General features: G+C 40.6%; 23 protein-coding genes. 9 read left to right on the top strand and 14 right to left on the bottom strand.

Annotation, left to right across the window (positions count from 1 at the left end; translation table 11 throughout):
* Nucleotides 1-136: 136 nt before the first annotated feature.
* The 5 genes from cysZ to crr all read left to right on the top strand — a co-directional run bounded on the left by cysZ (nucleotide 137) and on the right by crr (nucleotide 5117).
* Complete coding sequence (gene cysZ / locus M1F17_RS07925) at nucleotides 137-901, top strand: sulfate transporter CysZ (RefSeq protein WP_004264874.1); 765 nt, start codon at nucleotides 137-139, stop codon at nucleotides 899-901.
* 226 nt (nucleotides 902-1127) lie between these two features.
* Complete coding sequence (cysK, locus tag M1F17_RS07920) at nucleotides 1128-2081, top strand: cysteine synthase A (protein WP_004264875.1); 954 nt, start codon at nucleotides 1128-1130, stop codon at nucleotides 2079-2081.
* A 352-nt stretch (nucleotides 2082-2433) separates the two neighbouring features.
* Nucleotides 2434-2691 carry a phosphocarrier protein Hpr gene (ptsH, locus tag M1F17_RS07915; protein ID WP_004264876.1) on the top strand — a complete coding sequence of 86 codons (258 nt, stop codon included), beginning with the start codon at nucleotides 2434-2436 and terminating at the stop codon, nucleotides 2689-2691.
* 140 nt (nucleotides 2692-2831) lie between these two features.
* Nucleotides 2832-4559, top strand: a complete 1728-nt coding sequence (ptsI, locus tag M1F17_RS07910) for a phosphoenolpyruvate-protein phosphotransferase PtsI (RefSeq protein WP_004264877.1) — start codon at nucleotides 2832-2834, stop codon at nucleotides 4557-4559.
* 48 nt (nucleotides 4560-4607) lie between these two features.
* Nucleotides 4608-5117, top strand: coding sequence for a PTS glucose transporter subunit IIA (gene crr, locus M1F17_RS07905; RefSeq protein WP_004264878.1), 510 nt, complete (start codon nucleotides 4608-4610; stop codon nucleotides 5115-5117).
* Between the two features lie 98 nt (nucleotides 5118-5215).
* Here crr and cysM read toward each other — a convergent pair whose 3' ends face one another.
* From cysM to M1F17_RS07880, 5 genes are all read right to left on the bottom strand, one after another.
* Complete coding sequence (gene cysM, locus M1F17_RS07900) at nucleotides 5216-6100, bottom strand: cysteine synthase CysM (protein WP_036958988.1); 885 nt, start codon at nucleotides 6098-6100, stop codon at nucleotides 5216-5218.
* A 373-nt stretch (nucleotides 6101-6473) separates the two neighbouring features.
* Nucleotides 6474-7562: a sulfate/thiosulfate ABC transporter ATP-binding protein CysA gene (gene cysA, locus M1F17_RS07895; protein ID WP_206277523.1), complete on the bottom strand. Its 1089-nt coding sequence runs from the start codon at nucleotides 7560-7562 to the stop codon at nucleotides 6474-6476.
* 2 nt (nucleotides 7563-7564) lie between these two features.
* The gene (gene cysW, locus M1F17_RS07890; RefSeq protein WP_004264881.1) at nucleotides 7565-8425 is read right to left on the bottom strand and encodes a sulfate/thiosulfate ABC transporter permease CysW; all 861 of its coding nucleotides are present in this window, start codon (nucleotides 8423-8425) and stop codon (nucleotides 7565-7567) included.
* Nucleotides 8425-9255, bottom strand: coding sequence for a sulfate/thiosulfate ABC transporter permease CysT (cysT, locus tag M1F17_RS07885; RefSeq protein WP_004264883.1), 831 nt, complete (start codon nucleotides 9253-9255; stop codon nucleotides 8425-8427). Before cysT ends, cysW begins: the two co-directional genes overlap by 1 nt.
* Nucleotides 9255-10277 carry a sulfate ABC transporter substrate-binding protein gene (locus M1F17_RS07880; RefSeq protein ID WP_094961725.1) on the bottom strand — a complete coding sequence of 341 codons (1023 nt, stop codon included), beginning with the start codon at nucleotides 10275-10277 and terminating at the stop codon, nucleotides 9255-9257. Before M1F17_RS07880 ends, cysT begins: the two co-directional genes overlap by 1 nt.
* 322 nt (nucleotides 10278-10599) lie before the next feature.
* Between M1F17_RS07880 and M1F17_RS07875 the strand changes: the two genes are divergently transcribed.
* Nucleotides 10600-10785, top strand: a complete 186-nt coding sequence (locus M1F17_RS07875) for a type II toxin-antitoxin system HicA family toxin (protein ID WP_318837350.1) — start codon at nucleotides 10600-10602, stop codon at nucleotides 10783-10785.
* A gap of 49 nt (nucleotides 10786-10834) precedes the next feature.
* A complete protein-coding gene (locus M1F17_RS07870) occupies nucleotides 10835-11248 on the top strand; it encodes a type II toxin-antitoxin system HicB family antitoxin (protein WP_318837430.1) in 414 nt (137 codons plus the stop codon).
* A gap of 65 nt (nucleotides 11249-11313) precedes the next feature.
* Here the strand turns inward: M1F17_RS07870 and M1F17_RS07865 are convergent, their stop codons facing one another.
* The 3 genes from M1F17_RS07865 to M1F17_RS07855 all read right to left on the bottom strand — a co-directional run bounded on the left by M1F17_RS07865 (nucleotide 11314) and on the right by M1F17_RS07855 (nucleotide 13584).
* Complete coding sequence (locus M1F17_RS07865; protein ID WP_094961722.1) at nucleotides 11314-12213, bottom strand: Dyp-type peroxidase; 900 nt, start codon at nucleotides 12211-12213, stop codon at nucleotides 11314-11316.
* A gap of 242 nt (nucleotides 12214-12455) precedes the next feature.
* Nucleotides 12456-13061 (bottom strand): RpoE-regulated lipoprotein, encoded by a 606-nt coding sequence (locus tag M1F17_RS07860; protein WP_050763802.1) that lies wholly within the window; start codon nucleotides 13059-13061, stop codon nucleotides 12456-12458.
* Nucleotides 13062-13152: 91 nt separating this feature from the next.
* Complete coding sequence (locus M1F17_RS07855; protein WP_004264887.1) at nucleotides 13153-13584, bottom strand: GNAT family acetyltransferase; 432 nt, start codon at nucleotides 13582-13584, stop codon at nucleotides 13153-13155.
* A gap of 136 nt (nucleotides 13585-13720) precedes the next feature.
* Between M1F17_RS07855 and hemF the strand changes: the two genes are divergently transcribed.
* Both hemF and M1F17_RS07845 read left to right on the top strand, forming a co-directional pair.
* A complete protein-coding gene (gene hemF, locus M1F17_RS07850; protein WP_004264888.1) occupies nucleotides 13721-14638 on the top strand; it encodes an oxygen-dependent coproporphyrinogen oxidase in 918 nt (305 codons plus the stop codon).
* A gap of 158 nt (nucleotides 14639-14796) precedes the next feature.
* Nucleotides 14797-15933, top strand: a complete 1137-nt coding sequence (locus M1F17_RS07845; RefSeq protein WP_164455470.1) for a M4 family metallopeptidase — start codon at nucleotides 14797-14799, stop codon at nucleotides 15931-15933.
* 121 nt (nucleotides 15934-16054) lie between these two features.
* On the opposite strand, the gene rluF is transcribed toward M1F17_RS07845, so the two are convergent.
* From rluF to ispG, 6 genes are all read right to left on the bottom strand, one after another.
* A complete protein-coding gene (gene rluF / locus M1F17_RS07840) occupies nucleotides 16055-16924 on the bottom strand; it encodes a 23S rRNA pseudouridine(2604) synthase RluF (protein ID WP_094961720.1) in 870 nt (289 codons plus the stop codon).
* Between the two features lie 179 nt (nucleotides 16925-17103).
* Nucleotides 17104-18582 (bottom strand): ribosome biogenesis GTPase Der, encoded by a 1479-nt coding sequence (gene der / locus M1F17_RS07835; protein ID WP_094961719.1) that lies wholly within the window; start codon nucleotides 18580-18582, stop codon nucleotides 17104-17106.
* Nucleotides 18583-18711: 129 nt separating this feature from the next.
* A complete protein-coding gene (gene bamB, locus M1F17_RS07830) occupies nucleotides 18712-19884 on the bottom strand; it encodes an outer membrane protein assembly factor BamB (protein WP_094961718.1) in 1173 nt (390 codons plus the stop codon).
* Nucleotides 19885-19904: 20 nt separating this feature from the next.
* Complete coding sequence (locus M1F17_RS07825) at nucleotides 19905-20528, bottom strand: YfgM family protein (RefSeq protein ID WP_004264893.1); 624 nt, start codon at nucleotides 20526-20528, stop codon at nucleotides 19905-19907.
* 10 nt (nucleotides 20529-20538) lie between these two features.
* Nucleotides 20539-21816, bottom strand: coding sequence for a histidine--tRNA ligase (hisS, locus tag M1F17_RS07820; protein WP_004264894.1), 1278 nt, complete (start codon nucleotides 21814-21816; stop codon nucleotides 20539-20541).
* A 219-nt stretch (nucleotides 21817-22035) separates the two neighbouring features.
* A complete protein-coding gene (gene ispG / locus M1F17_RS07815; protein ID WP_004264895.1) occupies nucleotides 22036-23154 on the bottom strand; it encodes a flavodoxin-dependent (E)-4-hydroxy-3-methylbut-2-enyl-diphosphate synthase in 1119 nt (372 codons plus the stop codon).
* Nucleotides 23155-23187: the final 33 nt, after the last annotated feature.

The raw sequence follows: 23187 nt of genomic DNA, 5'->3' as shown, positions 1-23187 counted from the left end.
ACCCCCAGAACGATTTTCTTACAAGAAAGAGAATATTCCGCTTTCATTTGCTGCTTTTTTAAGCGAATAATGGCTAGTCAGCCTAATTTCATATCTATATGATACATGGTCAACCGAAAAGGAGAGAACAAGAAGTATGACCCAATCGACATTTTCGACACAAAAAGACCATTCTGGTTTTTATTATTTTACACAAGGCTGGAGATTAATCACTCGGCCCGGTATTAAACGTTTTGTTATTTTGCCCCTATTAGCCAATATTTTATTCTTAGGCGGCGCATTTTGGTGGTTATATACAAAGCTTGGCGGCTGGATAGCCCAAGTGATGAGTTACGTTCCTGACTGGCTACAATGGCTCGATTATGTTATTTGGCCAATCGCTGTTATCTCTATTTTGCTCGTGTTTACCTATTTTTTTAGTACGGTTGCTAATATAATCGCTGCACCTTTTAACGGTTGGTTATCAGAAAAACTCGAAGCCGAGTTAACGGGTAAACCATCACCAGATACCGGTGTTGCTGAGTTATTAAAAGATGTTCCTCGTATGATAAAGCGCGAGTTTGTCCGAATCGGTTACTACTTACCTCGCGCTATTGGGTTATTAATCCTATTTTTCATACCCGGTATTGGCCAAACAGTCGCCCCCGTACTGTGGTTTTTATTTGGTGCTTGGATGATGTCAATCCAATATTGCGATTACCCGTTTGATAACCACCGTGTTGGCTTTAACGAAATGAAGCAGGCGCTTGCCAAAGAGCGGATGAGAAACGTTCAATTTGGTGGCGTCATTAGCTTGTTAATGATGGTGCCTTTTGTCAACTTAGTGATCATGCCTGTTGCAGTTTGTGGTGCAACATTGATGTGGGTTGACAGGTATCGTGAGCGTTACGCACGCTACTAATCTATTAAATCATTGCGCAGGTTTATCGCCTGCGCTCTTTTATTTACTTATTATTGTTACACTATAATTATTCCTTAGAACTATTAGATCTAAAATAACATTTCGTTATAAGCTTATACTCAAATCATATTTGCATTAATTTGTTCTTAACGTATGTTGAATCCATCTCATTATTTTTAATTAATACCGATTACATTACTGGCTAACCGATTTTTAAGGATATCCCATGAGCAAAATTTATGATGATAACTCGTTGACCATTGGCCACACCCCTCTTGTTCGCCTAAAACATTTTGGTAATGGCAATATTTTAGCAAAAGTGGAATCTCGCAACCCAAGCTTCAGTGTTAAGTGCCGTATTGGTGCTAACATGATTTGGGATGCAGAGAAAAAAGGTATCCTAAACAAAGACAAAGAATTAGTTGAACCAACTAGTGGAAATACGGGTATCGCTTTAGCCTATGTCGCTGCGGCGAGAGGTTATAAATTGACGTTAACCATGCCTGAAACCATGAGTATTGAGCGCCGTAAACTGCTCAAAGCATTAGGTGCCAACCTCGTTTTAACTGAGGGGGCAAAAGGCATGAAAGGTGCAATAGCTAAAGCTGAAGAAATAGTGAATAGCAACCCTAAAAAATACTTATTACTTCAACAGTTTAATAACCCAGCAAACCCTGAAATCCATGAAAAAACCACTGGACCTGAAATTTGGGAAGATACTGACGGCAATGTCGATGTTGTAGTCGCAGGTGTTGGTACGGGCGGGACGATTACAGGGATTGCAAAATACCTGAAAAACACCAAAGGCAAAGATGTGACTATCGTGGCTGTTGAACCAGAAACATCCCCTGTTATTACCCAAGCTTTAGCGGGCGAAGAAATTAAACCGGGCCCTCACAAAATACAAGGGATCGGCGCTGGTTTTATTCCGGGTAACTTAGATTTAAAATTACTCGATAAGGTCATTCAAATCAGCGATGACGAAGCCATCAAAACGGCTCGTGAGCTGATGGAAAAAGAAGGAATTCTTGCGGGTATCTCATCAGGCGCTGCTATTGCTGCTGCCACTAAAATTGCCGCAGACCCTGCCTATAAAGGTAAAAATATCGTCGTTATTTTACCTTCTTCAGGTGAGCGTTATTTGTCTACAGCCCTGTTTGCTGACATCTCGGCTGAGTAGCATAACTTCGTTACAATATCGTTAAAAAAGCACCTAAATGGTGCTTTTTTTGTGGCATAGATCAAACTTTAGCACGGATGGAGATGATTTATAATTCGGGGTTTAGTATTAAACATAGTAATTATTTTGCACCTCGAAATTAATCACTTTTTAGCCAACCTCTAGGGCGAGTAAAATAATTTGCCAACGAGAAAAAAGTATCGAGTTCGCAAGAAAAACAGAAAAAGGGTTGATACCGCACAAAGTAGGAAACCTTTTTTCAAGTTAATAATCTAACTTATACGCAAACCTAGTCTATTTCATCTACAATTGGCTGGGTAATTAAAAAAACGAAAGTTATTGAGGAAATACTATGTTTCAGCAAGAAGTTACTATTACGGCACCAAATGGTCTACATACTCGTCCTGCAGCTCAATTCGTAAAAGAAGCAAAAGCATTCTCTTCCGACATTTCTTTAATTTCTGGCGGCAAATCCGCTAGCGCAAAAAGTTTGTTTAAATTACAAACCTTAGGCCTAACGCAAGGCACAGTTGTGACAATTTCTGCTGAAGGCGAAGACGAAAAAGAAGCCGTTGAACATTTAGTTAAACTGATGGGCGAATTAGAATAATTTCGCACGAAAATAGCATTTACTGATTTCATTCAATGTCCCTGAGTGATGTCATTCGGGGACATTTGTATAATCGGCTATATTCATTGTCGTCTCTGCAACATCAGAACTCCAAGCACTAGCAGCAGTAAGGTAATATTATGATTTCAGGAATTTTAGTATCCCCGGGTTTTGCTTTTGGTCAGGCTTTAATCCTCAAAGAAGATCCTATCGTTGTTAGCACAAAAAAAATTGCTGACGATCAGGTTGATAAAGAAATTGCTCGCTTTATTGAGGGTCGTAACAAATCAGCCGAACAACTCAATTTGATTAAAGAGAAAGCCGAAAAAAATCTTGGAGCCGAAAAAGCTGAGATTTTTGAAGGTCATATCATGCTGCTAGAAGATGAAGAGCTGGAACAAGAAATTGTCTCTTTAATCAAAGGCGATAAAAAAACGGCAGATGCCGCTGCGTATTCCGTTATTGAAGATCAAGCTCAAGCGCTTGAATCCCTTGATGATGAATATCTTAAAGAACGCGCCGCTGACGTGCGTGATATTGGCAAACGTCTATTAAAAAACATCTTAAATATTCCTATCGTTGATTTAAGTGCAATCAGCGAAGAAGTTATTTTAGTGGCTGCGGATTTAACCCCTTCAGAAACCGCACAGCTAAATTTAGATAAAGTATTAGGGTTTATTACTGATTTAGGTGGCCGTACATCACATACCTCAATTATGGCGCGTTCTCTTGAGTTACCTGCCATTGTTGGAACTAGTGATGCCACCAGCAAAATTAAAAATGGCGATTTCATTGTATTAGATGGTGTCAACAACACCATCCACTTGAACCCATCTGAAGCCGAAATCGACAAACTGAAAGCTTTCCGTGATGAATATCTACAAGAAAAAGAAGAGCTCGCAAAATTAAAAGATTTGCCTGCCATCACCCTTGATGGTCATCAAGTTGAAGTTTGTGCGAATATCGGTACTGTACGTGATGTCGCTGGTGCAGAGCGCAATGGCGCAGAAGGCGTTGGGCTCTATCGTACTGAGTTTTTATTCATGGATAGAGACTCTCTTCCTACCGAAGAAGAACAGTTTCAAGCTTATAAAGCCGTTGCAGAAGCAATGGGCAGCCAAGCCGTTATTGTCCGTACAATGGATATCGGCGGTGATAAAGACCTGCCATATATGAATTTACCAAAAGAAGAGAACCCATTTCTCGGCTGGCGTGCAATTCGTATTTGTCTTGATCGCAAAGAAATCTTACACTCACAATTAAGAGCTATTTTAAGAGCCTCTAAATTTGGTAAACTGCGTATTATGTTCCCAATGGTTATTTCCGTTGAAGAAGTTCGTGAACTAAAAGCAGAGCTAGAAATGCTTAAAGCTCAGTTACGTGAAGAAGGTAAAGCTTTTGACGAGTCAATTGAAGTCGGTGTGATGGTTGAAACACCAGCCGCAGCTGTTATTGCTCGCCACTTGGCAAAAGAAGTTGATTTCTTTAGTATTGGGACGAACGATCTCACTCAATACACTTTAGCGGTCGACCGTGGTAATGAACTGATTTCTCATCTTTACAACCCGATGTCACCTGCTGTCCTAAACTTAATTAAGCAAGTGATCGATGCATCACACGCTGAAGGTAAATGGACTGGGATGTGTGGGGAGTTAGCTGGAGATGAGCGTGCAACCTTATTGCTACTTGGCATGGGGCTGGATGAATTTAGTATGAGCGCGATTTCAATTCCGCGTATCAAAAAGTTAATTCGCAATGCGAGCTTTACTGATACCCAAGCTTTGGCTGAACAAGCACTTGCTCAACCCACAGCGGATGAATTGATGAAACTTGTAGATACCTTTATCCAAGAAAAAACGTTATGCTAAGAACAGCACATTAGTTCGGTCCCATATAAAACGATTAGGAGAAGGTCCATGGGTCTGTTTGACAAACTGAAATCACTCGTTTCGGAAGACAAAAGTAGCAGTGGCAGTATTGAAATTATCGCACCTTTATCGGGTGAGATTGTCAATATTGAAGATGTTCCAGACGTTGTGTTCGCAGAAAAAATTGTTGGTGATGGTATTGCGATTAAACCCGCGGGTAACAAAATCGTTGCCCCTGTAGACGGTACAATTGGTAAAATATTTGAAACTAACCATGCGTTTTCTATTGAATCAGATGATGGTATAGAACTATTTGTTCACTTCGGTATTGATACCGTTGAACTTAAAGGTGAAGGCTTTAAACGCATCGCTGAAGAAGGCCAAACTGTGAAGAAAGGCGACTTAATCATCGAGTTTGATTTAGCGCTGTTAGAAGAGAAAGCAAAATCTGTTCTAACGCCAGTTGTCATTTCTAATATGGACGAAATCAAAGAACTAAACAAACTGACAGGCTCAGTGACAGTCGGTGAAACTGTCATCATGCGTATTAAGAAATAACTTAACTGCCAATATTTAGTTAAAACCATCAGGCCTTGCCTGATGGTTTTTCATTTGTGGGGATTTTTTATTGAGCACAGACTTGCCATTAAATTATCTCACTCATTAAATACACCTGTTGATAAATAACGGTCTCCTCGGTCACAAATTACTGCCACAATGACCGCTCCAGGGTTAGCTTTCGCCACTTTTAACGCACCGGCAACCGCTCCACCCGAGCTCACTCCACAAAAGATGCCTTCAACTTTAGCTAAAGCTCTCATAGTCTCTTCAGCTTCTTGCTGGTTTATATCCAGTACACTATCAACTAATGAGCCATCAAAAATACCGGGTAAGTAACCTGGTGACCAACGCCTAATACCCGGAATTTGGCTTTTTTCCGCAGGTTGTAACCCAACAATATGGACATCATCTGACTGGGATTTTAAATAGCGGCTTACCCCGGTAATGGTCCCGGTGGTTCCCATACTCGATACAAAATGGGTAATGCGACCATTGGTTTGCTGCCATATTTCAGGGCCTGTTGTTTTAAAATGAGCTAATGGGTTATCAGGGTTGTTAAATTGGTCTAAAACTTTCCCCTCACCTCTTTGTTCCATTTCCTTAGCCAAATCGCGGGCACCTTCCATACCAACAGCCGTACTCACTAAAATGAGTTCTGCACCATAGGCTTGCATTGAAGCTTGCCGCTCTTTGCTCATGTTATCTGGCATGAGTAATTTCAGTTTGTAGCCTTTTACTGCGGCTATCATCGCAAGCGCGATACCTGTATTTCCACTAGTTGCTTCAATTAGCGTATCACCTGGCTTAATTTCACCCCGTAATTGCGCTTCATTAATCATTGAAAATGCCGCGCGATCTTTCACTGAACCTGCGGGGTTATTACCTTCAAGTTTCACCCAAATTTCAGCTTCAATCCCTTGTGTTAAACGCTGAAGCTTTACTAATGGGGTATTACCGATAAATTGTTCCAGAGCCGACACTTTACCATCCTTATAATTTTTATATATAAATAAGAAAGAATAGAGATAAGATATTACCCCAATATTGATATGTGAAAATTGAAATCTCTTCACATTAATATTAGAAAAATAGATTATCTTAATTACTATTTCTGATATAGCTAATTGATATATTATATTACAATAAGTTTATAGAATTACCAGTTATATTTCATATAAAAATATGATAAATAAATCTTTTATATCAATTGGTTATGGTGGATTTGATCATAAGGGGAAATAGACTAAATATTTTTAATATAAAGTCTAATCATCGGTCATATACCTAGAAAGTAATAGAAAAGATAACACCAATAATATATTTATTAGTGTTATAAGTTATTGAGTTTTATATTCATGCACTTTCAGCAAGTTGTGGGAAAATTAACGCCTGATCTCCTTGATAGATCTTTGCCTGCTGGCTACCTAAAAAGTAACGTTCACCTCGCGTTGGTATCGTTTTTTCGGACTGCCAAATCACTGACAAAGGCTCTTTCCCCCAACCTAATGGTTGAACGGTTAATTGCCAAAAATGCCCTCTTGGCCCCGATTCCGTAATTCTAACAGGTAAACGGTGCTGTTCATCCACTTCAGCTTGTAATGAGATATCCCAGGGACGTAAAAATACGTCGACTTCACCTTGTTGAACACTGGTATGGTTAAGGGGGAATTCATAGCCATCTATATTTAATGTTGAACCTTTGATGTGGGCAGAAATTTGGTTCACTTCCCCCATGAATTCAAGCACAAAACGGGTTTCTGGGCGCTGCCAAATATCGCTCGGTGTGCCAACTTGCTCAATATGACCTTGGCTCATCACCACCACTCTGTCTGCAACTTCCATGGCTTCTTCTTGGTCATGAGTCACAAAAACACTGGTAAATTTTAATTCATCATGTAATTGACGTAACCAACGGCGTAATTCAATACGCACTTGTGCGTCAAGCGCACCAAAAGGTTCATCTAATAATAAAATTTGTGGATCAACGGCTAAAGCCCTTGCCAGTGCCACTCGCTGTTTTTGCCCCCCTGAAAGTTGCGCGGGGTAACGTGAAGCCAGATGGGCGAGTTGAACCATTTCCAGCAATTTTGTTACTTTATCTTTAATAGCCTGAGCTGATGGGCGCTGCTTTCTGGGTAAAACCGTTAAACCAAATGCCACATTATCAAACACTGTCATGTGGCGAAATAGTGCATAGTGTTGAAATACAAAGCCAACACGCCTATCTTTCGCATGGATTTTACTAACATCGTGACCATGAAAGCGCAATAACCCCTGACTTTGTTGTTCAAGCCCAGCAATAATCCGCAATAAGGTTGTTTTTCCTGAACCGGAAGGCCCTAATAAGGCAACCATTTCACCCGATGCAATATCCAGTGAAATATCGCTGAGTACTTGGGTTTTACCAAATAACTTACCGATTTTTTCAATTTCAATACTCATGATTAATGGACTCCTGATTCAGATTGCTGGCGACTTAAATGCCACTGCAATGCGCTTTTAAGTATTAAGGTGATAATTGCCAGCAGTGCTAAGATCCCTGCGGCCGTAAACGCCCCTACTGTATTATAATCCTGATGCAATAATTCAACTTGCAATGGCAAGGTGTATGTTTCACCACGAATAGCTCCTGAAACCACCGAAACCGCACCAAATTCACCGATTGCACGGGCGTTAGTTAAAACCACGCCATACAATAATGCCCAGCGGATATTGGGCAATGTCACACGCCAAAACATCTTCCATCCTGACGCTCCCAGTAACACCGCGGCTTCATCTTCTTGGCTACCTTGGCTTAACATCAAGGGCACTAACTCACGTACGACAAATGGACACGTTACAAAAATGGTCACTAACGCCATACCTGGCCATGAAAACATTAGCTGGATATCAAAACCTTCAAGCCACCCACCAAACCAGCTGTTCGAGCCATAAAAAAGTAAGTACAGCAAACCCGCAACAACAGGTGAAACCGCAAACGGGATATCTACCAAGGTGAGTAATAATTGGCGACCAGGAAATTGAAACCGTGTCACTAACCACGCCATCATGGTGCCAAAAACTAAATTTACAGGAACGGTAATTAAAGCAATTAATACTGTTAAACCAATAGCGTGTAGCATATCTGGGTCTGCCAAATTCAGTAAAACGGCATCTAACCCTTTTTGAAATGCAGTAATAAATATCCAAACAATTGGAATCACTAATAGTAAAAACGAAAACAATAAACCTATCGCAATTAGTAGCCATTTCCCCCAGTTAATTTGGGTACGGCTAGTAGTGTGAATTGGTGTAATTTGCGCCATTACTTGCCCCCCAACCGTTTACCAAAGCGGCTTTGCACTAAATTAACACTAAATAGAAGTAACAATGAAACCGCTAAAATAACTGAAGCCACAGCACTGGCTGCCGGGTAATCAAATTGCTGTAGCTGACTAAAAATCATTAATGAGACAACTTCGGTTTGCCACGCAATATTACCCGCAATAAATATAATGGCACCAAACTCGCCTAAACTCCGTGTAAAGGACAAAACCGTTCCGGCTAATAAGGCCGGTGAAAGCTCTGGTAGTATCACTCGACGAAAGGTTTGCCAACGGCTCGCACCTAGGGTTTGAGCAGCTTCTTCGTATTCAGGGCCTAGCTCTTCCAACACAGGTTGAACCGTACGAACAACAAACGGAATACTGGTAAAAGCCATCGCAACCGCAATTCCCAGCCAAGTATTGACGACTTTAATATCAAACTGGTGCAGATATTGCCCATACCAGCCCGAGGTTGCAAACAGGGTTGCCAATGTCAGCCCCGCTACCGCAGTAGGTAATGCAAAGGGTAAATCTACTAAACCATCTAAAAACAAACGCCCAGGAAAGCGATAACGCGTTAAAATCCACGCTAATAACATGCCAAACACCGCATTAAACAAACTTGCGACTAATGCAGACAGTAACGTCACTTTGTACGCGGCAACCACTTGCGGGTAACTAATGACAGCCCAATATTGCTGCCATGTCATTTCCGATAATTGGATCACCAAAGCGCTCATGGGTAATAGCAAAATCAAGCAGGTATAAAAAAGGCTGCTACCTAGCGTTAGCCCAAAGCCTGGCAAAAAACGCTTTCCTGAACGATTCATTAACGGCGCCCTTCAGCCATTAATTGGTCAAATTCCCCACCGGTGGCAAAATGAACGTCCATTACTTTTGGCCAGCTCTCAAATTGTGATTCAACCGTAAACAACTGAGTTTCTGGGAATTTATCCTTATTCGCACTCATCACCGCTTTGTCATTCACTCGGTAATTGTACTGAGTGATGATTTCTTGGGCCTGTGGGCTATAGAGATAATTTAAGTAAGCTTTAGCGACATCTTCAGTACCATTTTTTTGTACATTTTTATCGACCCAAGCGACGGGAAACTCCGCTAAGATATCCACCGGCGGTACAATAACTTCGTAGTCTGATTCACCATACTGAGAGCGAATATTATTCACTTCTGATTCAAAACTAATAAGGACGTCACCGAGCCCCCGTTCAATAAATGACGTCGTCGCGCCACGCCCACCGGTATCAAATACTTCTACATTTTTCAGAAACTGTTTCATTTGCTCACGGGTTTTTGCTTTATCATCTTTATTTTCTTGATTAAAAGCGCCCCATGCCGCAAGGTAGGTATAACGGCCATTTCCTGAAGTTTTTGGGTTCGGGAAGATTAATTTAACATCTTCACGGACTAAATCATCCCACGTTTTAATCCCTTTAGGGTTTCCTTTACGAACTAAAAACGCCATTGTTGAATAATAAGGCGAGCTATTATTTGGTAAGCGAGCTTGCCAGTCTGCAGGGATCAAATTCCCTTTGTCATGCAAAATTTGCACGTCCGTGACTTGGTTATAGGTCACCACATCCGCTTTCAGCCCTTGTAAAATAGCCAGAGCTTGCTTTGATGAGCCGGCGTGTGATTGTTTAATTGTGAGTTTGTCGTCAGGGTGGGCTTCATTCCATTGTTTTTCAAATGAAGGGTTCAACGCCACAAATAATTCACGGGCAATATCATAAGAGCTATTAAGCAGTTCAGCTGCAACTAATGGTGAGCTTCCGAGTAATGATACCGTTGCCAAACTCGCTAGTGCTGTTTTTTTCAAAAATGATTTTTTCATTCCACACCTATTCGTAACTAAACCCAAATGACTGACATTGGAACCACTGTATATGTTTTGGTTATAACTGTGTAGCTATCAATCACCTTTTTATATATCAAATTAGAATAACAAAGAAATGAACGTCATAAGCAGGAAAATTAACTGATTTTTTAATTAGTTAGTGATATGAATGCGTTTCATTTTTAAGTTTAGCGAAGCAAAGACACCTTAAACATTTTCCCCCTCTCTCTTTTTTATACACATAACACACACTTTAAATATTGTAAGCACTCTTCAGAGTGTGTATTATGTGTATATCAGTTAACGAAATGGAGGGATCGTGCAAAGTTCGGAACTGATAAACATACGGCAAAAAAACGGTTGGAAACTTGAAAGAATAAAAGGAAGTCACCATCAGTTTTCCCACCCACATTTTTCAATTGTAATTACTGTTCCGCATCCACAAAAAGATTTAAAGATAGGCACACTAAATCACATTTTGAAGGCTGCGAAACTAAAACATTAAATAAGAAAAGCGTTCACGCATGAGCGCTATCTTTAATGGAGATAACCTAATGCTTTATACCGCCTTTATTGAAATTGATGATGATGGCAGCGCAAGTGGCTGGTTTCCTGATATTGAAGGATGTACATTCGCGGGCAGCAATATAGAAGAGGCTTACGCAGAAGCAAAATCAGCAATTGATGCTCATTTTGAATTATTGAGTGAAAAAGGCTTCGAGATCCCATTATCGAAATCTCAGCAAACGCTATTGAACCCAATACAACCTGAATATGCGCATGGGATATGGTTATTTGTGGATGTCGATATGGATAAATACGATGGCCGTACTGAGCGTATTAATATCACCTTGCCGCATCGTTTATTACATCGTATTGATGCTTTAGTGAAGGTTAATCCTGAATATGGTAGCCGTAGTGGTTTTATTGCTGCTGCAACTCGTAAAGAATTAAAAAAAACCGATTAATACATTGAAAATAATAGATTACATAAATAATTATCAATCGCCGCATCCTTGCGGCAACTTATTGATCAAAGAGACGTCAATGTCTCAATCGACGGAGCATAGTAATAACTCCCCGAAACGGCTTTCGTCATACGCAGCAAATCATCGTATTTGCCGTCTTTTTCACCAAACATGCTGAGTAACTGCTGTTCAATATTGTGTAACCTTGCACAATAAGCGATAAAGAATAAGCCATGTTTGCCGCTTGCTGTACCATATGGCAAGCTGTGACGCATAACTGAAAGCTCTTCACCCTCTTCTTCTATCACCACGCGTGAGACATGAGAGGTGACATTGCGCGCATCTTCATCTAATTCAACGCTATCTTTTTTCGTACGGCCAATCATTTTTTCTTGTTCATGTTCCGAAAAACGATCCCATTTTCGTAAATCGTGTTCATAGCGTTGGACTAAAACATAGCTTCCGCCTTTATCTTCACCGTCTTCGATTAATGTGACCTCTGCAATTTCTTCCCCTTGCGGGTTCTCTGTTCCATCAATAAAACCACTTAAATCTCTGTCATCTACCCAACGAAATCCATGAATTTCTTCAACCACAGAGATAGATTTACCAAATGCTTTTAAAGCAGCTTGTGCTAAAGAAAAATTAATATCGTGGCGCAGTGATTGAATATGAATAAACATATCCCGTTGAGTGGCGGGAGCAAGCCCTTTACCCAGAGTGCGAAATGGTTTCAATTCAGGAGCAGTATTTGCCTTACCGAGCTGTTTCCAGATATCAGAGCCAAACGCGATAACTGCACCAAGGCGATCATCTGGGTATTGCGCTTGTAATTTGGTTAAAGCCTCGACAAAGCTTTTACATCCAGACTTAACTTCATCCAGAGATCCCTCTTGCACTTGCGCTTCAATAAAAATACCAAAACGGCTATGTTCTTTCAAAATACCACTTTGAGAATGAGACATACGGTAAACCTCGTAAAATGAATATGTTATATAACCTATTTTTTATATAAGCGATTTTAATATCTTATCTTATCGCTATGATGTTCACCTTGTTTTAACGCAAGGGAATATAGGTTTCCGGTCTATTATAAGAAAGAAAATTTAAGAAAGGGTAAATTTCTTTGAAAACAAGGAAAAAGAAACACTAATGGAAAGATATCGCCAGTATAGATAGCCCTGACGATATTATTAACGAAATGAGATTATTTATGCCAAATAATTTGCGAGATTTTCCATGTTTTCAGGTCATCATCTGAAGGCATTAAATCTTCTGGCCCTTGCCATTTACCTGTAAAACGGTAAACCACTTTACTTGATTGCGGTGAATTACATTCAATGGTTGGAACGTCATTGACTCGCTCGCCTAGACCGCAAATACCGAATGCTTTTTGATAAATTTCACTAAATTCAGTACCCACTGTTGGCCCCCATTCAGTTGCAATATCGGGGTCACTCACTATAATTCGTGATACATAGCCGTGCTCTGGGCCAACTATTTCTAATTTTACTTCATTATCATCCATTCCTTGGAAAATTGTGACCACATCCCCATTTTCCATTTGCATACCGCTGCGTAATGTATAGCGGTCATCAAGTTGTTTCTTAATGATATCCGCTTGCATTGGTGTAAAACTAGTCACTTGACCAAGTCCTGAGCTAGAAACCACCAGTGGGCCACTAAACCAAGTCGATGGCGAAAAGAATTTCACACCCGCACACCCTGATAACAGAACTGTTCCACAGAGTAGAGAAGCCTTCAACAACGGCGATAATCCATTATTTCTATTCAACTTTGCATGTTGGGACATATCATCCTCTTTTATGAGTCGCATAATGCATATTGTGACAATCTATTTATCAAAACATTCCCATGAATAGTTAAATAAATAGTCAATTAACTTAAAAATCCGTTTCGTGCGTTAATTTTTTCGAATAAATTAAACGTTCAGGTTGTTCTTCTTCATACAACATTTTTTCAAACATACAGATAGCAGCATCAGATTCTTCACTCACTAACAGCTCGATTCTTCCGCAACCTCTGGCGATCAGTTTTTTTTCTAGTCTACTTACTAATGCATTCGCAATACCACGGCCACGGTATTCAGGGTGAACGGCAAGGTAAACAGCAGTACCACGAATACCATCATACCCCCCCATAATAGTACCAACGACTTCCCCGGCAACTTCAGCCACTAGAAATAAGTCTGCTCCACACTGTAATTTGCGTTCAATATCGAGTTCAGGATCCCCTGAAAATTCATTAAGAGAACAACGCTCCCATAATGTCAGGACGTCTTCATAATCACTTTGTCGAAAGACTCGTATTTCCATCTCATTTGCCTGCTTAAACTAATCTTTCTGCCATTATCTCTGCTTTTGCCACACAATCAATATTCAATATGCCTTTCTTCGAGCAAAAGGGTATACTTTAACCATTATTTTTTACCTATGGTTCTATTATAAAACAATGAATTACCCAGATATTGAACGTGTAAAAACCTATTTGCAAAGCTTGCAAGAGGCTATTTGTCAAAAAATCACTGAGCTAGATGGTAAGGAAACTTTTCTAGAACAAACATGGGAACGCTCTGAAGGTGGTGGGGGTCGTAGCCGAGTATTAACCAAAGGGGCATTATTTGAACAAGCTGGGGTTAATTTCTCTCATATTAAAGGAGAAAAATTACCTGCATCTGCTTCAGCCCATCGCCCTGAACTTGCTGGTCGTAGCTATCAAGCAATGGGCGTCTCTCTCGTCATTCACCCTCTGAATCCCTACATTCCGACAACCCATGCTAATGTCCGTTTCTTTATTGCTGAAAAAGAAGGTTGCGAGCCTGTTTGGTGGTTTGGTGGCGGTTTTGATTTAACCCCTTTTTATGGCTTTCATGAAGATGTCATCCACTGGCACACTGTTGCTCGTGATTTATGCCGCCCTTATGGTACTGATGTTTATCCTAAATATAAAAATTGGTGTGATGAATACTTTTTCCTGAAGCATAGAAATGAACCTCGTGGTGTCGGTGGGCTATTTTATGATGACCTTAACCAAGGGGGTTTTGAATCCTGTTTTAACTTCACTCAAGCCGTTGGTAATGGCTTTTTAGATGCCTATGTGCCGATTGTTGAAAAACGCAAAGATCATTCATGGGGTGAACGAGAGCGTCAATTCCAATTATATCGTCGTGGCCGTTATGTGGAGTTCAATTTGGTATGGGACAGAGGTACATTATTTGGCTTACAAAGTGGAGGCCGAACAGAATCAATTTTAATGTCAATGCCACCACTTGTCCGCTGGGAATACGACTATCATCCTGAACCTAATAGCCAAGAAGCTGCTCTCTATACTGAATTTTTAATCCTAAATAAAGAGTGGGTTTCGCCATAATTAATAACATTAGTTTATAAATTAAGGTAGAAAGATAACCGTTCTACCTTTCTAATATAAAATAACAGCAATTGATTTTAAAGCTTATATATCAACTAGTTACAAAATTATCACAACAGATTATGATTCCATTTCACCCAACTGAATGGAGTTATAATATGAATCAAATTTTAGGCCGTTCTTTACTCTCACCTTGCTTATTAGCCAATTTAGTGACTAAAGCAGGTCATACTGACTTAAAATCAACGCTCACTCATATCAATGATATTATGAGCCGAACCTATTCACATGAAGATGCATTATTTCATCGCAATAATCTTTCATCTTGCCCTATAGATACGACAGGAAAGCGCTATAACCGTTTTATTCGTGATGCTCAGCGCCCTATTCCACATAAACATCACTGGCATTCTGACCTGCCAATTTGTGAACGTTCAGGGCTTTCTCCAGATAGTCATATGCCACATGATGACTATGCGGTAATTATGTGCGAAGAAGACACTCAAGCACCATCAAAACCCGCTGGGCAAGTATTTAATTCAATTGGTGTTATTCGTACCTTTTTCAAGGAAAAATTAAATATTGACCAAATTTTTGGCTGTTCTGCTGATATTAATGCGGTTATTCATTATGGAACAAACTACGCTAACGCATTTTGGAATTCTCAAGCTATTTTCTTTGGTGACGGGGATGGAATCGTTTTTGGCCCATTCTATAACGACATTGATATAATTGCTCACGAACTTGCTCATGGTTTTATTAGTTCAAAAGCTAATTTTAGATATTCTTTCCAGTCTGGTGCTCTTAATGAGTCTGTCGCAGATGTACTTGGGATTATGGTCAAACAATATTTAAATAATGAAACAGCCAATACCTCTAATTGGCTACTTGGAGAAAATTTATTTATTGACCAAATAAATGCACCTGCCCTACGTTCGATGATAAATCCAGGCGACGCTTATTATCTTTCTGATGAGGTCAGAGATCCACAAGTTGGCCATATGTCTCAATATCAAGATTTACCTATTTTTGTTGATAATGGCGGCGTACATATTAATTCAGGCATTCCAAATAGAGCCTTTTACCTATTAGCTAAGAGCCTTGGTGGCTATACGTGGGATATCGCCGGTAAAATTTGGCTGGAAGCAGTGTCTGACAATAGAGTGACAAAAAAAGCGACATTTATCGAATTTGCTGATGCCACGATCCGTGCAGCTAAGAAACTGTTTGATGATAATATTGCGCAAAAAACACAACAGAGTTGGTTAGATGTTGGGCTGATAGTAAACCTGTAAAAAAATATATTGCTAGATAGCATTAAACCATTTGAAATTAATTTTTCTGTAAAATACAAAGGCCGATAATAAAGAGCATTAATCAACTCTTTTATTCAGCCTTATTCATTAAACCTGCACGTTAACGTTTTTTCTTTTTTCTACCTGGTTGTGTAAACTTTTTACGTGTCGGGTTTTCTGTTTTTACTTTGGGTTTACTTGGCGATGCTTGCTTTGTATTACCTTTATTAGCAGAAACTGATTTCTGTGTTTTTTTCGGTTTAATATCTGACTCAGATTTTTCCATCATATCAAATAATTCAATTAATTCATCATCTGTTAAGTCTCGCCACTCCCCGACAGGAATACCAGTCAACCTAACATTCATGATGCGAACGCGTTCAAGTTTAGTGACTTCAAAGCCAAAGTGTTCACACATGCGACGAATTTGACGGTTTAACCCTTGCACAAGAGTAATTCTAAAAACAAATGGGGCTTCTTTCTTAACCTTACATTTTTTAGTCATTGTGCCAAGAATCGGTACTCCAGCACCCATTCCACGGATAAATTCATCTGTAACGGGTTTATTGACAGTAACTAAATATTCCTTTTCATGGGAATTTCCTGCCCGTAAAATTTTATTCACCAAATCCCCATGGTTTGTGAGGAAAATCAACCCTTGAGAGTCTTTATCTAAACGGCCAATTGGGAAAATTCGGGTACTGTGATTAACATAATCAACAATATTATCTTTTTCACCACTCTCTGTCGTACTGACAATACCGACTGGCTTATTCAGAGCGATTAACACTAAATCTTCTTCATTACGCGGCTCAATTAATTGCCCATTAACTTTTACCACATCACCAGAAAAAACTTGGTCGCCTATTCCTGCACGCTTACCATTAATAAATACATTACCCTGCTCAATATAACGGTCAGCTTCACGTCTTGAGCAAATACCACTTTCACTAATATATTTGTTTAAACGTGTAGAAGAACGAGTGTCCATAATTTCCCTCAATCTTTAATTCTTCCCCCTGTCCGTCATGATATATTTTGATAACGTAAGGGCGATATTTATTCTTAAAGTATCAATCTAAATAATATTAAAAAGCCGTAACATAATGGTTTTGTTACGGCTTTATGCATTTAATACGGTCAACTAAACCTACATTAGTGCCTTATTAACTAACGTTTTTTCAAATGCTGCATTAAACGCTTACGCTTACGTAACTGAGTTGGCGTTAGCTTATTTTTCTTATCTGCATATGGGTTTTCACCCTCTTTAAACAGAATTCGAATTGGCGTTCCCATCACTTGTAATGAACGACGGAAGTAATTCATCAAATAACGTTTGTAGCTGTCTGGTAAATCAGAGACTTGGTTACCATGGATCACAACAATCGGTGGGTTATGCCCCCCAGCATGGGCATATTTCATTTTAACACGACGACCACGAATAAGCGGCGGTTGGTGCTCATCTTCTGCCATCTTCATGATGCGCGTTAATAATGCCGTTCCCACTCGACGAGTTGCAGATTCATAAGCTTCTTGCACTGATTCAAATAGGTTACCCACGCCACTGCCATGCAATGCAGAAATAAAGTGAATTCGTGCGAAATCAACAAAACCAAGACGCAGTTCAAGCATATCCTTCACATGCTCGCGGTCCTCGGGCTTCATACCATCCCATTTATTAACCGCAATAACTAATGAACGACCTGCATTGAGGATAAAACCAAGTAAAGATAAATCTTGGTCTGAGATACCTTCGCGTGCATCGATAACTAATAATACGACGTTCGCATCTTCAATCGCTTGTAATGTTTTAATTACAGAGAATTTTTCGACTGTTTCAGTAACTTTACCACGTTTACGCACACCAGCCGTGTCAATTAGAATATATTCACGCTCATCGCGTTCCATTGGAATGTAAATGCTGTCACGGGTTGTGCCTGGCATATCAAACACAACAACCCTTTCTTCACCCAATATACGGTTGGTTAATGTCGATTTACCGACATTCGGACGGCCAACGATGGCTAATTTAATCGGTAATGTTGTTGGATCGAAGTCATCTTCTTCGTCTTCATCAAGCTCACCTTGAGCTTCTAACTCTGCCCAATATGCCGCATTTTCTTCTTCTTCGGTCAGTTCGACTTCTTCTTCATCTTCAGCAACAAAAGGTTTTAACGATTGTTCTATTAACTGAGTGACACCGCGGCCATGTGATGCAGCGATCGGATGAATTTCCCCTAAACCAAGAGAGTAAAAATCCCCGATTGCTGTTGTGACATCAATACCATCTGTTTTGTTTGCCACTAAATAAGTTTTTTTCTTGCGGCTACGAAGATGTTTAGCAATGCCTTCATCCGCAGGCATTAGCCCTGCTCTTGCATCGACCATAAACAGAACAATATCTGCCTCTTCAATTGCTTGCAAGGACTGTGCGGCCATGTGCGTTTCTACGCCTTCCTCTGTCCCATCGATACCACCCGTGTCGATAATAATGAATTCGTGACCTTCAACTTCTGCACGACCATATTTGCGATCACGAGTCAGACCGGGAAAGTCCGCTACTAATGCGTCACGGGTACGGGTTAAACGGTTAAATAACGTGGATTTTCCTACGTTTGGACGCCCTACCAGCGCTACGACGGGTATCATTCTTAGATGCCTCACAACTTTTATTAACTAAAGGAATTCTGAGGCTTTAACTCAGAAAACAAAAAACGAAACGGCTCCTGTGTTCAGGAACCGTTGATTTTATCGATAAATTGGCGGTTTGTCAGAAAATTAACGTGTTAACAGGTAAACTGTTCCGTTTTTTGTCTGAACCATTAGTTTATCACTTGCAACCACTGGGCGACTGTGAATACCAGAGCTGTTTAGTTTGTTTTGTGCAACAAACCCACCCGTACTCATGTCTAACCAATGCAGATAACCCTCTTTGTCACCGACAACAAGATAGCCATTATACATTTCTGGTGCAGATAACCCGCGGTTTAGTAAGTCTTCCTGTGTCCACAGTGTCACACCATCGCTTTTACGAACAGACAATACGCGGTCACTTTGGTCAACGAGGTACAGGTTTTCACCTGACATTACCATATCATTGATTGAGCCCAGTTCACGTTTCCATAGGATTTGACCTGAACGCATATCCAGTGCTGCCAATGTGCCATTATAAGCAATCGCATACACTTTGCCGTCATCAATAATTGGTGTCATATCGACATCGTTTAAGCGGCCGATTTCTGTCGAACTGGTCACTTGCGAAATGCGTTGCTGCCAAATTAATTGGCCTTGAGACAATAACACTGCACTGACACGACCGTTATCCCCCCCCACAATCGCAGCACCAAAGGCAACTGCTGGAGCAGATTCACCACGTAATGACAACGATGGGGTATCCATGTTAACAGTCCACTTGATTTCCCCGCTATTGACGTCTAAAGCTTGCAGTTGACCATTACTGGTATGAATAACAACAAGGTCATTACTCACTACAGGTTTAGAAAGGGCTTCACCTGCAACTTCGACATCCCAAGCGACTTGACCATCTTCTTTGTTAAGAGCGATAACTGTTCCACGCTCAGTACCCACAAAGATTTTGTCGCCATCAACGGTTAAACCACCGGATAATAATGCAGATAAATTAGCAGAAAGAAAACCCGTTCGTTTAGATAAATCTACCGACCATAGTTCTTTACCACTGTCGAGTTCAAAGGCTTTAACTAAACCTTTGCGGTCTGCTGCATAAACGGCTGAGCCATCCCAAACCGGTGATAATTCAGAATAAAATTGTTCAACACCATTTCCAACAGATTTATCCCAAACAATTGATGGGGTGAATTGATTTTCAACCTGTGGAAGTGGCGCCATAATAATAGAATCAGTTTCGCTGGAACAACCGGCAAGTAAAGCTGAAGCGACTAGGCCAACTAAAAGTGTTTTGCGCAACTGCATGTTTGTCGTTTCCTTTCTTCTTATGAATTAGATACGTTGTTCAACTTCAGAGTCAAAATACCTCTAATAGATTGAGAGCCTTCACTTTCTAACCCCTGAGTGTAAGCGGCTTTTGCGCCTGCTTTATCACCCTTGTGGAGTAATGCATCGCCACGGACATCCTGTGCCGTTGCTTGCCATGACTTACTTTTAATATTTGCCACTGACGCTATCGCACCATCAGCATTACCTTGAGCCAATTGTACTCGTGCTAAACGCAAGTTAATTAAATCTTGCATATCCACAGTTTTTGCTTTGGCTAATGCATTGGTCAATGCAGTTTGTGCGTTAGCTAAATCACCTTTATCCACTGCAATTTGCGCAAGCTCTAAACCCATCATCGCACTGTATACATCGTCAGTTTCAGCCGCAAATTTTTGCGCCGCAGCAATAGCCTGATCTGAACCCGAACGTAATTGGGCGTTTACTGTTTCAAATTTTTGTGCACTTTCTTGCAGTACATTGGTTTTATGGGACTGCCAGTAGTTCCAACCAAATACACCGCCAACGCCAATGACGAGACCAATAACTAATGCCACGCCATTATTCGCAAAAAAGCGTTTAATCGCATCGACTTGATCATTTTCGTTTGTATAGACTTCCACTTGTCTCTCCTTAACCTAATAATTCGGCGATGCGTGACGCCATAAGTTGCTGCGAAATAGTTTCTTGTACGCCAGTACGTAAGTCTTTCACTGTGACTTGGTTATTTTTAATTTCATCTTCCCCCAAGATCAGTGCAATTTTAGCGCCTTGTTTGTCCGCTCTTGCTAACTGTTTCTTGAAGTTACCACCACCGTGGTTAGTCATTAACCGTAGTGTTGGTAGTGCATCACGGACTTTTTCAGCCACTAATATCGCTGCTTGTTGGCTATTTTCGCCAAAAGAAGCGAGATAAACGTCAGCGACTGAAGCATCCGCAGTAAATTCAGGGTTCACTTCTTGGACTAATAACACCATGCGTTCCATACCCATGGCAAAACCAACCGCAGGTGTTGCACGACCGCCTAATTGTTCAACTAGGCCATCATAACGGCCACCCGCACAAACAGTGCCTTGTGAACCCAGCGCCGTGGTTACCCACTCAAAAACAGTGCGGTTATAGTAATCAAGACCACGAACTAAACGTTGATTTACGCGGTATTGAACCCCAGCAGCTTCTAACAACTTGCATAAGCCATCAAAGTGCTCACGTGATTCGACATCAAGGTAATCAAACAGTTCAGGTGCATCATTCAATAAAGCCTGAATTTCTTGATTTTTTGAGTCCAAAACACGTAAAGGATTTGTGTACATCCGGCGTTTGCAGTCTTCATCCAGCTTATCTTTATGCTGTTCTAAGAAAGCAACTAAAGCCTCACGGTAATTAGCTCGCGCTTCTAATGAACCAATCGAGTTCAGCTCTAATGTTACATGCTCACTAATTCCTAACGCTTTCCACCAGCGCGCTGTCATTAAAATAACTTCAGCATCGATATCAGGGCCTGCAAGACCAAAAACTTCAGCCCCTAACTGGTGAAATTGACGATAACGACCTTTTTGTGGGCGCTCATAACGGAACATTGGGCCTAAATACCACAAACGCTGTTCCTGATTGTACAGCAAACCATGCTCAATACCTGCACGTACACAACCTGCGGTATTTTCAGGGCGTAATGTCAGACTTTCATCGTTACGGTCATTGAAAGTGTACATTTCTTTTTCAACGACATCCGTCACTTCACCTATCGCTCTGCGAAATAGCGGGGTCTGCTCTACAATCGGGGTACGAATTTCACTAAAACCATAACCCTGTAAAATATTTTTTAATGTTGCCTCGATTTTCTGCCATACACGCGTGTCAGCTGGCAAGTAATCATTCATGCCGCGAATGGCTTGGATATTTTTTCCCACTTTATTTCTCTATTTTCAGAATTACATTAGTTTGATTATAAGAGCGAAATATCATCTGGTTCAATCAACAAACACCAATTACTGATACTAATCGGGATTTATCTGTTAATTTGTACGGTGAGCGACCGATTTTAGAAAAAAATGCGGATAATTGATATAGCGTTTGTTCTAAATACGCCAAACGACTCTATGAGTCGCTTGGCATTAGAATACACAAAATTAATCTTTTAAGTTGACTTCAATCCGCTTGCTTTCATCCATCATCGCTGCTTTTGCTCGAATTTTAGCCTCTAATTGGTCGATGATGTTGTCATTATCAAAGCGCTCTTTTTGACGTTTACCGTCTTCATAGAAACCACTCTTGGTTTTTGCGCCTGCAACACCTAGCGTAGAAACTTCCGCTTCACCGGGGCCATTGACCACACAACCAATAATCGACACATCCATTGGCGTAATGATATCTTCTAAGCGCTGTTCTAACTCATTCACCGTGCCTATCACATCAAATTCTTGCCGTGAGCAGGTTGGACAAGCAATAAAATTAATGCCACGCGAACGAATACGCAGTGATTTTAAAATATCAAAACCGACTTTAACTTCTTCAACAGGGTCTGCAGCCAAAGAAATACGCAGAGTATCACCGATACCTTCAGACAGTAACATTCCTAAGCCAATCGCCGATTTTACGGATCCTGCACGTGCGCCACCCGCCTCTGTAATACCTAAATGCAGAGGTTGATCAATTTTATTTGCTAATAAACGGTAAGAGCCGACAGCTAAAAATACATCAGAAGCTTTTACACTGACTTTGAATTGGTCGAAATTCAGCCTATCTAAGATGTCCACATGGCGCATTGCCGACTCAACTAAGGCTTCAGGTGTTGGTTCTCCGTACTTCTCTTGAATGTCTTTTTCAAGGGAACCGCCATTGACCCCAATACGAATAGGAATATTGTAATGGCGTGCACAATCAACAACTTGGCGAATTCTTTCTTCACTACCAATATTACCTGGGTTAATACGCAAGCAATCAACACCGTACTCTGCGACTTTTAATGCAATACGATAGTCAAAATGGATATCAGCCACCAGTGGAACGCTAACTTGCTGTTTAATCAATTTAAATGCTTCAGCAGCATCCATGGTAGGAACAGAAACACGCACGATATCAACACCCACGCGCTCAAGGGATTTTATTTGGCGAACTGTGGCTTCGACATCAGTTGTACGAGTATTGGTCATTGACTGGACAGCGATAGGAGCACCATCGCCTACGGGTACGCTACCTACATTAATACGGGTGGATTTACGTCTTTTTATCGGTGATTCATTATGCATTTTGGTTTAATTCTCCGAACGTCCATGTGCTCT

Source organism: Providencia sp. PROV073, from assembly GCF_033688125.1.
In the GTDB taxonomy this organism is placed as follows: domain Bacteria; phylum Pseudomonadota; class Gammaproteobacteria; order Enterobacterales; family Enterobacteriaceae; genus Providencia; species Providencia hangzhouensis.
This window is presented reverse-complemented; position numbering and strand designations above follow the sequence as displayed.

Bases quoted from the DNA above. Each gene is read 5' to 3' on its own strand.
- cysZ (WP_004264874.1), top strand. From the start codon at position 137: ATGACCCAATCGACATTTTCGACACAAAAAGACCATTCTGGTTTTTAT.
- cysK (WP_004264875.1), top strand. From the start codon at position 1,128: ATGAGCAAAATTTATGATGATAACTCGTTGACCATTGGCCACACCCCT.
- ptsH (WP_004264876.1), top strand. From the start codon at position 2,434: ATGTTTCAGCAAGAAGTTACTATTACGGCACCAAATGGTCTACATACT.
- ptsI (WP_004264877.1), top strand. From the start codon at position 2,832: ATGATTTCAGGAATTTTAGTATCCCCGGGTTTTGCTTTTGGTCAGGCT.
- crr (WP_004264878.1), top strand. From the start codon at position 4,608: ATGGGTCTGTTTGACAAACTGAAATCACTCGTTTCGGAAGACAAAAGT.
- cysA (WP_206277523.1), bottom strand. From the start codon at position 7,562: ATGAGTATTGAAATTGAAAAAATCGGTAAGTTATTTGGTAAAACCCAA.
- cysW (WP_004264881.1), bottom strand. From the start codon at position 8,425: ATGGCGCAAATTACACCAATTCACACTACTAGCCGTACCCAAATTAAC.
- cysT (WP_004264883.1), bottom strand. From the start codon at position 9,255: ATGAATCGTTCAGGAAAGCGTTTTTTGCCAGGCTTTGGGCTAACGCTA.
- M1F17_RS07880 (WP_094961725.1), bottom strand. From the start codon at position 10,277: ATGAAAAAATCATTTTTGAAAAAAACAGCACTAGCGAGTTTGGCAACG.
- M1F17_RS07870 (WP_318837430.1), top strand. From the start codon at position 10,835: ATGCTTTATACCGCCTTTATTGAAATTGATGATGATGGCAGCGCAAGT.
- M1F17_RS07865 (WP_094961722.1), bottom strand. From the start codon at position 12,213: ATGTCTCATTCTCAAAGTGGTATTTTGAAAGAACATAGCCGTTTTGGT.
- M1F17_RS07860 (WP_050763802.1), bottom strand. From the start codon at position 13,061: ATGTCCCAACATGCAAAGTTGAATAGAAATAATGGATTATCGCCGTTG.
- M1F17_RS07855 (WP_004264887.1), bottom strand. From the start codon at position 13,584: ATGGAAATACGAGTCTTTCGACAAAGTGATTATGAAGACGTCCTGACA.
- hemF (WP_004264888.1), top strand. From the start codon at position 13,721: ATGAATTACCCAGATATTGAACGTGTAAAAACCTATTTGCAAAGCTTG.
- M1F17_RS07845 (WP_164455470.1), top strand. From the start codon at position 14,797: ATGAATCAAATTTTAGGCCGTTCTTTACTCTCACCTTGCTTATTAGCC.
- rluF (WP_094961720.1), bottom strand. From the start codon at position 16,924: ATGGACACTCGTTCTTCTACACGTTTAAACAAATATATTAGTGAAAGT.
- der (WP_094961719.1), bottom strand. From the start codon at position 18,582: ATGATACCCGTCGTAGCGCTGGTAGGGCGTCCAAACGTAGGAAAATCC.
- bamB (WP_094961718.1), bottom strand. From the start codon at position 19,884: ATGCAGTTGCGCAAAACACTTTTAGTTGGCCTAGTCGCTTCAGCTTTA.
- ispG (WP_004264895.1), bottom strand. From the start codon at position 23,154: ATGCATAATGAATCACCGATAAAAAGACGTAAATCCACCCGTATTAAT.